Annotated in this window: 14 protein-coding genes, 1 pseudogene and 1 other annotated feature; all 15 genes and pseudogenes read left to right on the top strand. The window is 42.5% G+C overall.

The window, feature by feature from the left end; all coding sequences use genetic code 11:
- The first annotated feature begins 205 nt into the window (after nucleotides 1–205).
- The 15 genes and pseudogenes from ABD010_RS05655 (at nucleotide 206) to ABD010_RS05725 (ending at nucleotide 16014) form a co-directional block, all read left to right on the top strand.
- Entirely contained in the window at nucleotides 206–904 is a 699-nt protein-coding gene (locus tag ABD010_RS05655; RefSeq protein ID WP_343811068.1) for an MgtC/SapB family protein, read from the top strand.
- A 356-nt stretch (nucleotides 905–1260) separates the two neighbouring features.
- On the top strand, nucleotides 1261–1734 hold the full coding sequence (locus tag ABD010_RS05660; protein WP_343811070.1) for a CtsR family transcriptional regulator: 474 nt from the start codon (nucleotides 1261–1263) through the stop codon (nucleotides 1732–1734).
- Nucleotides 1735–1747: 13 nt separating this feature from the next.
- Nucleotides 1748–2284, top strand: coding sequence for a protein-arginine kinase activator protein McsA (gene mcsA / locus ABD010_RS05665; protein ID WP_343811072.1), 537 nt, complete (start codon nucleotides 1748–1750; stop codon nucleotides 2282–2284).
- Nucleotides 2281–3345, top strand: a complete 1065-nt coding sequence (gene mcsB, locus ABD010_RS05670) for a protein-arginine kinase McsB (protein WP_343811074.1) — start codon at nucleotides 2281–2283, stop codon at nucleotides 3343–3345. The genes mcsA and mcsB overlap by 4 nt, the downstream gene beginning before the upstream one ends.
- Nucleotides 3346–3362: 17 nt before the next feature.
- A complete protein-coding gene (gene clpC, locus ABD010_RS05675) occupies nucleotides 3363–5792 on the top strand; it encodes an ATP-dependent protease ATP-binding subunit ClpC (protein ID WP_343811076.1) in 2430 nt (809 codons plus the stop codon).
- Nucleotides 5793–6096: 304 nt separating this feature from the next.
- Nucleotides 6097–6469, top strand: a pseudogene (locus ABD010_RS05680) (DinB family protein).
- Nucleotides 6470–6656: 187 nt separating this feature from the next.
- Entirely contained in the window at nucleotides 6657–7571 is a 915-nt protein-coding gene (locus ABD010_RS05685; RefSeq protein WP_343811078.1) for a class I SAM-dependent methyltransferase, read from the top strand.
- 184 nt (nucleotides 7572–7755) lie between these two features.
- Nucleotides 7756–9129 carry a DNA repair protein RadA gene (gene radA, locus ABD010_RS05690; protein WP_343811080.1) on the top strand — a complete coding sequence of 458 codons (1374 nt, stop codon included), beginning with the start codon at nucleotides 7756–7758 and terminating at the stop codon, nucleotides 9127–9129.
- 187 nt (nucleotides 9130–9316) lie between these two features.
- Entirely contained in the window at nucleotides 9317–10423 is a 1107-nt protein-coding gene (locus tag ABD010_RS05695; protein ID WP_343811082.1) for a PIN/TRAM domain-containing protein, read from the top strand.
- A gap of 117 nt (nucleotides 10424–10540) precedes the next feature.
- Complete coding sequence (gene gltX / locus ABD010_RS05700; RefSeq protein WP_343811084.1) at nucleotides 10541–12010, top strand: glutamate--tRNA ligase; 1470 nt, start codon at nucleotides 10541–10543, stop codon at nucleotides 12008–12010.
- Nucleotides 12011–12053: 43 nt separating this feature from the next.
- Nucleotides 12054–12252: a binding site (T-box leader), on the top strand.
- Nucleotides 12253–12307: 55 nt separating this feature from the next.
- Nucleotides 12308–12976 (top strand): serine O-acetyltransferase, encoded by a 669-nt coding sequence (gene cysE / locus ABD010_RS05705; protein ID WP_343811086.1) that lies wholly within the window; start codon nucleotides 12308–12310, stop codon nucleotides 12974–12976.
- A complete protein-coding gene (cysS, locus tag ABD010_RS05710; RefSeq protein ID WP_343811088.1) occupies nucleotides 12957–14369 on the top strand; it encodes a cysteine--tRNA ligase in 1413 nt (470 codons plus the stop codon). Before cysE ends, cysS begins: the two co-directional genes overlap by 20 nt.
- Nucleotides 14359–14757 (top strand): Mini-ribonuclease 3, encoded by a 399-nt coding sequence (locus ABD010_RS05715; RefSeq protein WP_343811090.1) that lies wholly within the window; start codon nucleotides 14359–14361, stop codon nucleotides 14755–14757. The genes cysS and ABD010_RS05715 overlap by 11 nt, the downstream gene beginning before the upstream one ends.
- Before the next feature lies 1 nt (nucleotide 14758).
- On the top strand, nucleotides 14759–15508 hold the full coding sequence (gene rlmB, locus ABD010_RS05720) for a 23S rRNA (guanosine(2251)-2'-O)-methyltransferase RlmB (RefSeq protein WP_343811092.1): 750 nt from the start codon (nucleotides 14759–14761) through the stop codon (nucleotides 15506–15508).
- Nucleotides 15505–16014 (top strand): NYN domain-containing protein, encoded by a 510-nt coding sequence (locus ABD010_RS05725; RefSeq protein WP_343811094.1) that lies wholly within the window; start codon nucleotides 15505–15507, stop codon nucleotides 16012–16014. The genes rlmB and ABD010_RS05725 overlap by 4 nt, the downstream gene beginning before the upstream one ends.
- Nucleotides 16015–16067: the final 53 nt, after the last annotated feature.

The following is a 16067-nucleotide window of genomic DNA, read 5'->3' on the forward strand; positions in this document are numbered from 1 at the left end:
ACAGCAGTTAAGCTCTCCAGCGCCGATGGTAGTTGGGGCTTTGCCCCTGCAAGAGTAGGACGCCGCCAGGCAAATGGGAAAATCCGGGATACAATATCGTATTCCGGATTTTTTTATATTGAATGGCATATATTTTACAAAGGACCATAATTAAAATAGGATATAAATAATATCCAATGTTATGTTGCAAGGGGAGATAAAATGAATGGATGATATGATTGAACAACTACTCGGTGGGCATTTTTTTACGATAATGATACGGGTGTTAATAGCCCTGCTGTTATCCGGCCTGATTGGTTTTGAAAGGGAATTAAAACGACATTCAGCCGGCTTTCGCACGCACATTCTGGTAGGTGTGGGTTCATGCTTAATGATGCTCTTGTCATTGTATGGGTTTGAAGCATTTATTGATGAGTATGATAATATCCGTTTTGATCCGGCGCGTATCCCCTCGTATGTTATAAGTGGAATTGGTTTTCTTGGAGCAGGTACGATTATTGTTAATGGTATGACTATTCGCGGATTAACAACTGCTGCTTCCATATGGGCGGTTGCCGGTTTGGGTCTTGTAGTCGGTGCCGGGATGTATGCGGCTGCAGTATTTACGACTTTTGTTATATTACTGAGCCTTGTTTTTTTGAACAACATTGAAAAAATGTTCTCGAAGGGCCGTTCTTCTGATCTGATTGAAATTGTTGCCTTTTCTAATTTGAAAATAGAAAAAGTTATTTCCATATTTGAATCTTTTCAGTTAAGTATCAACCAAGTGGAAATTGAAAAAGAAGATATTAACCTGCAAAATATTTTTATAAAGATCAATCATGATCCTAAATTGGATCGTATGCTTTTGTTTTCAGAGATATCGAAGCTGGAACATGTGAAAAATATTACGGAACGAAAATGAGAAAGACCTTGCGTAACATCACGCAGGGTCTTTGTTTCAAGCTGTTGTATTACCTGGGAAGCTTCATATTCCAATTGCTGCATGGGTATTCTTTTAAAAAAGCCGGTTGTTCTTTCCCGGCATCCAAAAGAGCACACGTTATTCACATAATTTATAATACAAGCTGAACCTGATAATTCATTCTATGTTTCTGACCCGTATGTTTCATTCCGTTCGATTTTGTCTAAAATAAGTATAGAACTTAGTGCTTTTCATCGTCGAATTTTTACCGTATAATAATTACATAGTCAAAGATAGTCAAAGTCAAAAACGGTATAGTGCAAATTACTGATGAGTGCTCAAGAGGAGGAGGGCAAATGAGTAACATCTCAGACATCATTGAAGAACATTTAAAAAAAATTTTAGAGGCTGCCAGGCAGGAATCAATCGAAATAAAGCGAAGTGAAATAGCAGACCAGTTTCAATGTGTGCCATCACAAATTAATTACGTGATTAATACCCGCTTCACAGTGGAAAAAGGGTATATAGTGGAAAGTAAACGAGGTGGAGGCGGGTATATCCGCATTATTCGCATCAAGCATCAGGATAAAGCTGAATTAATTGACGATATCATTGAAATGATCAATCCCGCGCTTACACAGCACGCCGCTTTGGACGTATTGGAACGATTGATGGAAGAGCAATTGATTACAGAACGTGAGGCGAAGATCATGTTAAGCGTGATTGACCGAAAAACATTGGCGTTTCAATTACCGTTGCGTGATGAAGTGCGTGCCCGAGTGATGACTGCTATGCTGTCAACACTGAAATATTTAAATAGGGAAGAGTAAAGGGGGAGGATGTATGGAATGCCAAGAGTGCCACAATCGTACAGCCACACTTCATTTTACACAAGTGATAAATGGTAATAAAACGGAAGTGCATGTATGTGAAAAGTGTGCACACGAGAAAGGATATATGACGTATCCGGATGATGGATATTCGCTTCACAATTTACTGACAGGGTTATTTAATTTTGATGTACCATCAATGGAAAGTCCGCAAAACACTCCCTATAAACAGAAAGAGGATTTGCAGTGCCCGCAATGCGGAATGACCTTTACGGAGTTCAAACGGGTCGGTAAATTCGGATGTGCGGAATGTTACCATGCGTTTTCTGATCGGCTTGATTCTATTTTCCGAAGAGTTCACAGTGGAAACACTCGCCACAACGGAAAAATTCCGCAGCGAAAAGGCGGCGATTTGCAAACCAAAAAACAAATCGAATCCCACAAGGAAGAATTGCAGCGCCTGATAAAGAATGAAGCATTTGAGGAAGCAGCAAAAGTCAGGGATAAGATTAAAGAATTGGAAAATCAAAAGCGGGGTGAAAACTCATGACCCTACAGCACTTTATGAACGAGGCAATAAGTCCGTGGATGCGAGAAGAAGGTCCGGACAGTGATATTGTCCTAAGCAGCCGGATCCGGCTTGCCCGAAATTTTGCATCGTACGCATACCCTGTTTTGTCGAAAGAGGATAATCTTAATCAAATCAGTACTTTTATGGAAGAACAATATGCGCATCAGACGTTTCAGGATTATGAGGACTTTGAATTTATTCCGTTAAAAAATCTGACCGCCGTCCAAAAACGGGTATTGGTTGAAAAGCATCTGATCAGTCCCCACCTGGCAGAGCATGACTCCACATCAGCTGTTCTGATATCAAAAAATGAGCAGGTGTCAATTATGGTCAATGAAGAAGATCATATGCGGGTTCAGCTTTATTTTCCTGGTCTTCAATTGAATAAGGCGCTCAAAAAAGCATTTGAGTTTGATGACTGGCTGGAGGAAAAAATAGATTTTGCATTTGATGAAACATGGGGATATTTGACCAGCTGTCCGACAAATGTTGGTACCGGAATGCGTGCATCGGTCATGATGCATCTGCCGGCGCTTGCGTTAACCCAGCAAATTAACCGGATGATTCCAGCAATCAATCAGCTTGGCCTTGTTGTTCGGGGAATTTACGGGGAAGGCAGTGATGCAGTCGGTAATATTTTTCAGATTTCCAATCAGATTACGCTTGGCAAATCAGAGGAAGATATCGTAGAAGATTTACAGAGTGTTGTTCACCAATTAATCGAACATGAGCGGAAAGCGCGCCAGCAGATTATGAAACGATCCGGGATCAACCTGGAGGACAGAATTTTCCGTTCGTTTGGTGTTCTGGAATACAGCCGCATTATTGAATCGAAGGAAGCTGCCAGATGTTTATCAAATGTACGTTTGGGAATTGACCTGGGAATCATCAACCAGGTTTCACATAATATACTTAATGAACTAATGGTATTAACACAACCAGGATTTTTACAGCAATATGCAGGAAAAACGTTATCATCGAATGAACGGGATGTATTACGTGCATCGCTTATTCGTGAAAGATTGCAGTTAGAGAAATAGATTGGAGGAAATTGGATATGATGTTTGGACGATTTACGGAACGAGCACAAAAAGTATTGGCGTTATCCCAGGAGGAAGCAGTTCGACTGGGTCACAATAATATCGGCACAGAGCATGTATTACTGGGCTTGGTGCGAGAAGGAGATGGAATCGCCGCGAAAGCCTTGCAATCATTAGGGCTTGAGGTTTCCAAAATTCAGGAAGAAGTGGAGAAACTGATAGGCGTGGGCAAACAGCCGATGCAGACGATTCATTATACACCGCGTGCCAAAAAAGTAGTGGAACTGTCGCAGGATGAGGCTCGCAAGCTCGGTCACTCATATGTCGGAACAGAACATATTTTGCTTGGGTTAATCCGTGAGGGAGAAGGTGTAGCAGCAAGGGTGTTGAATAACCTTGGTGTCAGCCTGAATAAAGCGCGTCAGCAGGTGCTGCAGCTCCTGGGAAGTAATGAGTCACAGGCTGGTCGCCAGGGTCGTGCAGCGCAGACATCGAATGCGAACACTCCCACATTGGACTCTCTTGCCAGAGATTTAACGGTAAGTGCAAAAGAAGGAAATATCGATCCGGTTATTGGCCGCAGCAAGGAAATCGAACGTGTTATTCAAGTGCTGAGCCGTCGTACAAAAAATAACCCGGTGCTTATTGGGGAGCCTGGTGTTGGTAAAACGGCAGTGGCTGAAGGGTTAGCTCAGCAGATTGTCAATAATGAAATCCCGGAAATTTTACGTGATAAACGTGTAATGACCCTTGATATGGGGACTGTTGTAGCCGGTACAAAATACCGCGGCGAGTTCGAGGATCGTCTGAAAAAAGTGATGGAGGAAATCCGTCAGGCCGGTAATATTATTCTGTTTATTGATGAACTGCATACGCTGATTGGAGCAGGTGGTGCAGAAGGAGCAATTGATGCATCCAACATACTGAAACCGGCATTATCCCGTGGTGAATTGCAGTGTATCGGGGCGACTACACTCGATGAATATCGTAAGTACATTGAAAAAGACGCAGCATTAGAGCGCCGTTTTCAACCGATTCAGGTGGATGAACCATCATTGGACGAAACCGTTCAGATTCTGAAAGGACTGCGTGACCGTTATGAAGCACATCACAGAGTAACGATTACGGATGATGCAGTTGAAGCAGCTGCGAACTTATCTGATCGGTACATCACCGATCGTTTCTTACCGGATAAGGCAATCGATTTAATCGATGAGGCGGGGTCCAAGGTTCGTTTGCGTTCCTACACCATTCCGCCGAATCTGAAGGAACTGGAGGAGAAGCTGGAAGAAGTCAGAAAGGAAAAAGATTCGGCCGTTCAGAGCCAGGAGTTTGAAAAAGCGGCATCATTAAGAGATTCCGAACAGCGACTGCGTGAGGAAGTTGAGGAAACGAAAAATGAATGGAAGGAAAAACAGGGACAGGAAACGTCTGAAGTGACTGTAGAAGATATCGCCACAGTTGTATCTGTTTGGACTGGTGTCCCAGTTTCCCAGTTAACGAAAGAAGAGAGTGAGCGTCTCCTGAATTTGGAAGATACGTTGCATAACCGTGTGATTGGCCAGGAAGAAGCAGTTGATGCTGTTGCCAAAGCGATTCGTCGTGCTCGTGCAGGTTTGAAGGATCCAAAACGTCCGATTGGTTCATTTATTTTTCTCGGGCCTACCGGTGTCGGGAAAACCGAGCTTGCCAGAGCATTAGCGGAAGCGATGTTTTCCGATGAGGAGGCAATGATTCGAATTGATATGTCCGAATACATGGAAAAACACTCGACTTCACGTTTAGTTGGTTCGCCTCCAGGTTATGTTGGCTATGATGAAGGCGGGCAGCTTACCGAAAAAGTGCGGAGAAAACCTTATTCCGTCGTATTACTGGATGAGGTTGAAAAGGCACACCCTGAAGTGTTTAATATTTTATTACAAGTTCTGGAAGACGGCCGTCTGACCGATTCCAAGGGGCGTGTGGTTGATTTCCGCAATACCGTCCTGATTATGACGTCCAATGTCGGTGCCAATGAGCTGAAGCGGAATAAATATGTCGGCTTTAATCTGGGTGATGAAAATATGGATTACAAAAATATGAAAACCAAAGTTACGGATGAATTGAAAAAAGCATTCCGTCCGGAGTTCCTGAACCGTATTGATGAAACAATTGTATTCCACTCATTGGAACGGAAACATATGAAAGATATTGTTTCCTTGATGATTAAGCAATTGCAAAGCCGCTTGAAGGAGCAGGAGATTGAATTCACCCTGACAGACAAAGCGGTTGATAAGATTGCCAATGAAGGGTTTGATCCGGAATACGGTGCCCGGCCGTTGCGCAGGTCGATTCAGAAAAATATTGAGGATTTGCTGTCGGAGGAGTTACTCAAAGAAACCATTTCCAAAGGTGAAAAAGTGAAAATAGGATTAACGAACAAGGGAGATTTTATGATTTTATCATAGGAATTGCTGCTGCAAATCCCGCGGCCTGATTACACTTCGCTTGCACTAACATTCATGCTCAAAGCAAAGTGTACGGCCGCTGCGGGTGTGCAGCAACAATACCTTTATAGTTGTAAACCCCTTATGAAAGCTGGAAGAAACAATTCAACCAGCTTTTATTTTTTTAATGTAGGCTCTTTTCATAAATATTGCTGCTGTTGGAAGGAATTTATAAATGGTAAAAGCCATTTAACAGGATTTAAAGGATTCATTGTCGAACATATTATAAGACCAATGTATTAAAATTCGATGGAGGTAGTTTGTTATGCTGAAATTATTTGAATATAATTGGCAAGTTCGTGATGACTGGTTTACATGGTGTGAAGCACTACCGGAAGAAGAATTATTAAAAAAACGGATAGGTGGAATTGGGAGTATTATGTACACGCTTTTTCACATTGTGGATGTTGAATATAGAAATAGAGCCTTTTGTACGATCCTGGACAAGCGAAATGGAATATCGGAAACTTATCGAAACTGATTTCAATGGTGAGACGTTCAGCTTTCGATACGGCGAAATCATGCGTCATGTCATTGCCCATGAAATCCATCATATCGGTCAATTGTCTGTGTGGTCACGTGAAATTGGGCGAAAGCCAGTAACTGCAAATTTAATTGATAGAGGTTTATTTAATTAAAAATACTAATTTTAAACTGTTGGTGGATTGGAGTGTCTTAATTCTTACTTTTCAGCGGGGTTAAATTTGGTTTGCTGTTACAAAATTTTATTTTATCTCTTATTTTACATTACCACAAAATGGATAAAAATTCAAGCCTTGTTATGCACCTGTAAAGGGTGTATTAAGTAATAGAGGTGATGAAAATATGGAACAAAAAAGTATGACTGCACTTGTAAGTGCCTTTGCTCGAGCGCATCATTCTAAGCAAAAAGAAATAAAAATATTTGATGATTATTTAGCTAAGGAAGTTTTAACAAGGCAAGAATACAATCAAATTGCTGGCTATATGTCCAAAGGCATTGATTTCTTTAATCCGTCTTTTGATGGAACAGAAGATAAAGCTTTACAGTGGGTCGTAGATAATCAATTATCTCCTTCTCCACTTGGGAGGGCTGCATTTTCTGAAGAGATGCTTGAAAATGCCGTGAAAATTGGTGCAGAGCAATATTTAATTTTTGCTGCGGGATACGATACGTTTGCCTATCGTCAACCTGACTGGGCAGAAAATATCGAAGTTTTTGAGTTAGACCATCCGGATATGATTGCGGACAAGCAAAAACGCGTTCATGATATAGCTGAGCAAAGGCCTGCAAACTTACACTATGTAGCTGTGGATTTTGAAAAAGACTATTGGCAGAGTCGTTTGTTTGATTGTAAGGCATTTGATCAAAACAAAAACAGTTTTTGCAGTTTGTTGGGGATCAGTTACTATTTGTCCAAAGAAAATTTTAGTGGAGTCGTTCAAGTGTTATCGAAGTATATACCAAAAGGCAGCAGTGTTATTTTCGACTATCCTGATGAGAATACCTATACAGAAAACGCTGGTGAACGAACCAAAAAACAAGTGGCGATTGCGGAGGCAGCGAACGAAAAAATGTACGCTAGTTATTCGTATCTGGAGATGGAAAAGCTTTTAGCCGATAACTCATTCTTGATTTATGAACATTTGACGCCGGATGAAATTACGGAGCGTTTTTTCAAAAAATATAACGAGGCTTATCCGCAACATCAAATGACGGCGTTTGATAATGTGAATTATTGTTTGGCGGTGAAAAGATAATTTAATTTCACATTTGCACCGTCCAGATTTTCGGGCGGTGTAATAGTGAAAAACCTTAAAAGATGCACCATATCGGCGATGTGGCATAAATATGTAATTTATACTATGAAAATGATAGAAATCCGTAACCTTCATATCAGGTAAATCGTATATAATGATAGATACAGGGAAAGGTTGGATGAACTTGGCCAAACGTAAAACGAAATATGTGTGTCAGGATTGTGGATATGAATCCGCAAAATGGATGGGGAAATGTCCCGGATGTGGTAACTGGAACACACTAGTTGAAGAAATAGAAGCATCGACAATGCGAAGCGGACAAACACTTGGCGGAAACAATAATGCTACCCGTAAGCCGGAAAGCATCACGGCGATTGAAACGGAGGAGGAGCCCCGAATCACGACGTCGATGAAGGAATTCAATCGTGTTCTCGGTGGCGGGATTGTTCCGGGTTCACTCGCGTTAATCGGGGGCGATCCCGGCATCGGCAAATCAACCCTGCTTTTACAGATTTCATCCCAGCTTGCTGATAAACAATTGCCGGTGTTGTATATATCAGGTGAAGAATCAACGCGCCAGACAAAGCTTCGTGCAGATAGACTTGGGGTTAAATCGGATTTGTTATATGTACTTGCGGAAACGAACATGTTGGATATAGCGAACCAGATTAATCAGATAAAGCCATCATTTGTTGTTATTGATTCGATTCAGACGATTTTTCGTGAAGAAGTAGCCAGCGCTCCAGGCAGTGTCTCACAGGTTCGTGAATGTACGGGCGAATTGATGAAAATAGCCAAAGGGCACGGTATTCCTATTTTTATTGTGGGGCATGTTACGAAAGAGGGGGCAATTGCCGGGCCAAGGCTGTTGGAACATATGGTGGATGCGGTACTGTACTTTGAAGGCGAACGCCACCATGTTTATCGTATTTTGCGCGGCGTCAAGAACCGATTTGGCAGTACACATGAAATGGGTATTTTTGAGATGAAGGAAGAAGGCTTGCGGGAAGTTATGAATCCATCCGAAATTTTCCTGGAAGAACGGTCGCAGGGTGCTGCCGGTTCAACAGTTGTGGCATCCATGGAAGGGACAAGACCGGTTCTGGTGGAAATTCAGGCATTAATTTCACCGACCAGTTTCGGCAACCCAAGAAGAATGGCGACGGGAATTGATACAAACCGTATTCCACTGCTGATGGCAGTGCTGGAAAAACGAGTTGGACTGATGCTGCAGAATCAGGATGCTTATATTAAAGTTGCTGGTGGTGTAAAACTGGATGAACCGGCGATCGATCTGGCTGTTGCAGTTAGTATTGCGTCAAGTTTCCGTGATCAGCCGACAAAGCCGGAAGATATTTTTGTCGGGGAAGTAGGGTTGACCGGTGAAGTAAGGCGTGTTGCACGAATTGAACAACGGGTTCAGGAAGCTGCCAAACTTGGGTTCAAACGGGTCATTTGCCCGAACAGAAACCTTGGCGGATGGTCAGTGCCGGATTCGGTTCAGGTAATCGGAGTCAACACGGTACAGGAGGCCTTGGATGTTGGTCTTGAACGCTAAATTGGCAAAATAATAATTTGACATTTTTTGTCGACTGTGTTAAAATTTTTTGTTTATTAGATTGACTGTTAATTATCATTTATGCTATTCTTTAATTGATATTGTAATTTTTTTACACTTTCATATAGTTATTTTAGGAATTATTTTTATTGATAAGGGCAATAATAATAGACAGGAGGTGATGGTGGTGCTGAAAAAAATAGTATATTTATTTTTTATCATTACCGGAGGAACCATTGGATATTTATATTTGCCGGAAATTGTTAAGTTGCTTGACTTTACGAATGCCGGCTGGGTAGCGTCGCCTTATTTAGGTACAGTTATAGGCGCAATTATCTTATTTCTTCTTTCATACTGGCTTGCGGATTATATCGTAGGGTTTTTAAGATGGATTGAGGACGCACTTATTAAAGTGCCGGCGGCGGATTTGTTTTTTGGAAGTATCGGGCTGATTGTCGGTCTTGTGATTGCCTATTTGATCAATATTACGCTTCAGGATATCAACATTAAAATTGTTTCACAGCTTTTACCGCTATTTTTAACTATTTTACTAGGTTATTTTGGTTTTCAGGTCGGTTTCAGACGCAGAGAAGAGTTTGTTAACCTGCTTAACATCAATCGGAAAGAACGGGATAAGCGAAGAGGATCGGATCCTGAGCCTGAACCTGCACAGCAGGAACATCAGCCAAAAGCTAAGATTCTCGATACAAGTGTTATTATTGACGGAAGAATCGCGGACATCTGTCAGACTAACTTTTTAGAAGGTACAATTGTTATTCCGCAGTTTGTCCTTGGTGAACTGCAGCATATTGCTGATTCGTCTGATGTGCTGAAACGGAATCGCGGGCGCCGAGGCTTGGATATTCTGAATCGAATTCAAAAAGAATTGCCGGTGAAGGTTGAAATTTACGAAGGTGATTTTGAAGAAATTCATGAAGTGGACAGTAAATTGATTAAATTGGCAAAGGTCATTGACGGAATCGTTGTAACGAACGACTTTAACCTGAATAAGGTATGTGATCTTCAAGGTGTTAGTGTACTGAACATTAATGATCTTGCCAATGCGGTCAAGCCGGTTGTACTGCCTGGTGAAGAGCTGGTCGTGCAAGTAATTAAAGATGGTAAAGAACAGAATCAGGGTGTTGCATACCTGGATGATGGCACGATGATTGTCGTGGAAGAAGGGCGCGAATATATCGGAAAAACAATTGAAGTTCTTATTACCAGTGTACTGCAGACCTCAGCTGGCCGTATGATTTTTGCAAAACCAAAATTACTTGAAAAAGCACTCTAAAAAAGGTATAACTTATAGAGGGTGGAAAAGTGATAACCTATTGTGTTATCACTTTTCCTGTATATGAAAAAATAGTAATCCATGATTAACCAGGTTTCAATAGAAAGGAGAACCTTTATGACTGATCAGGTTCGTGTTCGGTATGCGCCAAGCCCGACAGGTAATTTGCATATAGGGAATGCGCGTACAGCACTGTTTAATTATTTATATGCGAAACATTTTGATGGCAAATTTATTATTCGTATTGAGGATACGGATGCGAAACGCAATATAGCCGGCGGAGAGGAAAGTCAGCTTAAATATTTAAAATGGCTTGGAATTGAATGGGATGAAGGTGCTGATCTTGGCGGGTCGTACGGACCATACCGCCAGATGGAACGGCTCGATATCTATCAGCAATATGTTGATGAGTTGCTGGAGAGAGGCCATGCCTATAAGTGTTACATGACGGAGGATGAGCTGGAGAAAGAACGTGAGGAACAGCGTGCAAGAGGGGAAGTTCCAAAGTATTCCGGTGCACACAGAAACTTGACTGAGGAGCAGATTGCGCAATTTGAAGCGGAAGGCCGTAAACCAAGTATCCGGATTCGCGTGCCTGAAAATAAGTCATACACGTTTAACGATATTGTCCGCGGGGATATTACGTTTGAATCAAGTGATTTCGGAGACTGGGTAATTGTGAAGAAGAATGGTACACCGACATACAATTTTGCGGTTTCCATTGATGATCATCTGATGGAAATTACGCATGTGCTGCGCGGTGAGGAGCATATTTCCAACACACCGAAACAAATGATGATTTATGATGCTTTCGGATGGGAAGCACCATCTTTCGGCCACATGACCCTGATTCTGAACGAAGAACGCAAAAAGCTGAGTAAGCGGGATGAGCATATTCTGCAATTTATTGAACAGTACAGAGACTTGGGGTATTTACCTGAGGCACTATTCAATTTCATTACACTGCTGGGCTGGTCACCAGTTGGCGAAGAAGAGATTTTCAGCCAGGACAAGCTGATTGAGATATTTGATCCGGAACGTCTATCCACGTCAGCAGCAATTTTTGATAAAAATAAACTGAAGTGGATGAACAACGAATATATTAAAGCTGCTGATACTGAACGCATGGTTGGTTTGGCGATGCCGCATCTGATCAAAGCAGGCAAATTGCCGGAAAATATGGATGAACAGACAAAAGAATGGGCGGAAAATGTGATTGCCCTGTATAAAGAACAGTTGCGTTACGGTGCGGAAATTGTCGAATTGACTGAACTGTTCTTCCAGGATTCCATCCATTATGATGAAGATGCCATGAATGTACTGAATGAAGAACAGGTTCCGGAAGTGCTGCAGGTGTTTGCCGATAAACTGATTCATCTGGATGACTTTAACAAAGATGCGATTAAAGCAGAAATAAAGGCAACACAAAAGGAAACCGGTCATCGCGGCAAAAAGCTGTTTATGCCGATTCGTGTGGCAACAACCGGCCAAACGCATGGTCCGGAGCTTCCATTGGCAATCGAACTGCTTGGAAAAGACGTTATTTTAAAACGGCTGGATGCCCTGTTGAAAAAGCTTGGAGCTTAAATAATTCACAACAGCAGTAAAGTGTAATATAGTAATAATACAATATGGAGCGTTGAAAAGGAGAAGTAGAAAATAATTCGCTTATCCAGAGAGAATCACCTAGGCTGTGAGTGATTTTAAGCAATATTTTCGAAATGCACCTTTGAGCCCGTAACTGGCGGCTCCCTGCCGTTATCAGGGAACAAGTTGGGAGAAGTTTAATTTCTTCAAACAGAGTGGAACCGCGCCAAAGCGTCTCTGTGTAGTGCATACACAGGGGCGCTTTTTCTAACGTCTAATCAAGAGGAGGATACCGTCATGGGGTTTTTCAAAAGATTAAAAGAGGATATGGATGTAGTGTTTGAACAGGATCCGGCCGCACGGACTTATTTTGAAGTATGCCTTACTTATTCTGGGTTACATGCTATCTGGACTCATCGAATCGCTCATTTTTTCTTTAATCGACGGCTGTTTTTTATTGCCCGTGCCATTTCACAAATAAGCAGATTTTTCACTGGAATTGAGATTCATCCGGGTGCGGTGATCGGACGAAGGTTTTTTATCGATCATGGCATGGGTGTTGTTATTGGGGAAACGTGTGAGATTGGTGATAATGTAACTGTATTTCAGGGAGTCACGCTGGGAGGCACCGGCAAAGAAAAGGGAAAGCGTCATCCTACCATAAAGAACAATGCGATGATATCAACCGGCGCAAAAATATTGGGCTCTATTACAATTGGAGAAAGCTCCAAAGTAGGCGGCGGATCCGTTGTATTGAAGGATGTGCCGGATCATTCAACTGTTGTTGGTGTACCGGGGCGTATTGTCGTCCAGAATGGTGAGAAGGTACGGAAAAACCTGGATCATCACAAATTGCCAGATCCTGTTTCAGACCGGTGTGATCACCTGCAAAAAGAAATCGATGAATTGAAAAAAGAAATTGCTGAACTGAAGGAAGGGAAAATACATGCCGATAACCATTTATAATACGTTAACACGTGAGAAAGAAACGTTTCAGCCGCTTGAAGAAGGAAAAGTAAGCATGTATGTATGCGGTCCAACCGTATACAATTATATTCATATTGGGAACGCCCGGCCGGCGATCGTGTTTGACACGGTCAGAAGGTATCTGGAGTATAAGGGCTATGATGTGGACTATGTATTAAACTTTACGGATGTTGATGACAAAATCATTAAAGCAGCCAATGAACTTGGTGATGAGGTGCCGGATGTGGCTAATCGTTTTATTGATGCATATTTGGAGGATATTGGCGCCTTGGGTGTCAAAGAAGCTACGTATAATCCGCGTGTAACGGAAACAATGGATGATATTTTGACATTCATCACATCGTTGATTGAAAAAGGTCATGCGTATGAAGTTAATGGGGATGTTTATTTTAAGCCCCGCTCCTTTGACGGATACGGAAAATTATCACACCAGTCGATTAATGAATTGCGTTCAGGTGCACGGATTCAGGTTGGAGAACAAAAGGAAGATCCACTTGACTTTGCACTGTGGAAAAAGGCCAAGGAAAATGAAATCGCCTGGGACTCACCGTGGGGGCAAGGCCGCCCTGGCTGGCACATTGAATGCTCCGCCATGGCCAAAAAATATCTCGGAGAAACCATTGATATTCATGCTGGAGGACAGGATTTGACATTTCCGCACCACGAAAATGAAATAGCGCAATCGGAAGCGATGACAGGAAGGCCGTTTGCCAATTACTGGATGCATAATGGGTATATAAATATTGATAATGAAAAAATGTCCAAATCACTCGGCAATTTCGTGCTGACACGTGATATCATCCGGCAGCACGATCCGAAAGCGGTCCGGTTCTTCATGCTGAGCGTACATTATCACAACCCTATAAATTTCACCGAAGAATTGCTGGAAGGTGCAAAAAATAGTCTTGGCCGGATTGAGACGGCTTATTTTAACCTGGGCCATCGCAAAGAATCAAGCATGAATATGGATAAGGATGCAGATAAATGGCTGGAGAAAATCAGCGGGCTGAAAGCGCAATTTGAAAAAGCGATGGACGATGATTTCAATACGGCAAATGCGATTTCAGTTTTGTTTGATGTAACAAAAGAGGCCAATGTTTATTTGCAGGGAGAGCATACTTCAGAACAGGTTATTGATGCATTTCGCAACAGGATTGACGAACAGCTTGATGTATTGGGGATTACGATTTCCGAGACGGAAGAGCTGCTTGATGACGATGTTGAAGGGCTGCTTCAGGAACGTGAAGAAGCGAGAAGAAATCGTGACTTCGGCCGGGCAGATGAAATAAGAGATCAGCTAAAAGACCAGGGTATTATTCTGGAAGATACGCCACAGGGAACAAGGTGGAAAAGAGGCGGCAATGAGTCTTGATGTGAAACAAATGAAGAGTCTGGCCTTGGCTTATATGGGTGATGCAATCTATGAGGTGCACGTTCGGGAGCATTTATTACGGTCTGGTAAAGTAAAACCTAATCAGCTGCACCGTTCGGCAATCACTTTCGTCTCAGCCAAGGCACAGGCAGCTGTCATTCTGCACTGGCTGGAACACAATTCTCTGTCAGAAGAAGAAGAAAAAGTGGTATCCAGAGGACGAAATGCCAAGTCAGGAACCATTCCAAAGAACACTGATGTACAGACGTATCGCTACAGCACGGCATTTGAGGCATTAATCGGATACCACTATCTACTGGATAATGAAACCCGTTTGAAAGAACTTACAGAATGGGCGATACAGTTTGCAGAAGGGAGGAACGACTAAAATGGATCAGGAATTAATTATCGGTAAAAATCCGGTCATCGAAGCATTGCAATCTGGCAGATCGGTGAACAAAGTCATGGTATCAAAACAAATAAATAATCAGGCTTTCAGCAGACTGCAGCAGCTCAGTAAAGAAGCGGGTACCATCGTACAGAAGGTTCCCAAAAATAAATTGGACCAGCTTGCGGACGGGAATCATCAGGGTGTGGCCGCATATGTTGCCTCCTATCAATATGCCTCGTTGGAAGACTTATACCAAAGGGCAGACGAAAAGGGAGAGGCAGCTTTCTTCATCATTTTGGACGAACTGGAAGACCCGCACAATTTGGGATCCATTTTACGCACTGCTGATGCCACCGGGGCACACGGGGTTATTATTCCGAAACGACGGTCGGTTGGTCTGACTGCAACCGTTGCAAAAACTGCTGCAGGAGCGCTGGAACATATTCCTGTCACCCGTGTTACCAATATTGCCGCCACGATTAAGGAGTTGAAAAAGAATAATATTTGGGTAGTTGGCACCGAGGCGGAAGGAACGCAGGATTACCGTATGCTGGATGGTCACTTGCCGGTTGCATTGGTTGTCGGAAATGAAGGAAAAGGAATAAGCCGGCTTGTTAAGGAATCGTGCGACTGGACGGTAAGCCTTCCAATGCGTGGACATGTATCCTCCCTGAATGCGTCCGTGGCATGCAGTCTTTTATTATATGAAGTGTATCGTAGAAGGTTTCCGGCAGGTAATGGATCATGAAAAATATTGTAGTTGTGGACGGCTATAATATTATTGGCGACTGGGAGGAACTGAAAAGACTGAAGGAAAAGGATATCGGCCAGGCACGCGACCGTTTAATTGAATTGCTCGCGGATTACCAGGCATACTCTGGTGCCAGAGTGATTGTTGTTTTTGATGCCTATTATGTAAAAGGGATTGAGAGCAAATGGGAATCGTACAAAATTGAAATCATTTTCACCCGTGAGAACGAAACCGCTGATGAATGCATTGAGAAGCTTGTTAAAGAGCTGAAAAATGTTCAGAACCAGGTGTATGTTGCTACCTCGGACTTTGCGGAACAACGGACCATATTCGGTCGTGGAGCACTGCGAAAGTCAGCACGGGAATTATTTATTGAATTGAAGGATATCGAAAGAGAAATAGAGATAAGGATAGATGAACATAGCAAGGATCGCCCGCATATTAAAATACCACTGAAAAAGGAGGTACGGGAAAAGTTTGAAAAATGGAGGCGTGGAAACTAGTGATTCACTATCTTGTCAGTAGAGGGAGGCCGACTAAAACTGATTTTTTCAGC

The sequence above is a fragment of the Virgibacillus siamensis genome (genome assembly GCF_039522605.1).
GTDB lineage: Bacteria > Bacillota > Bacilli > Bacillales > Amphibacillaceae > Lentibacillus > Lentibacillus siamensis.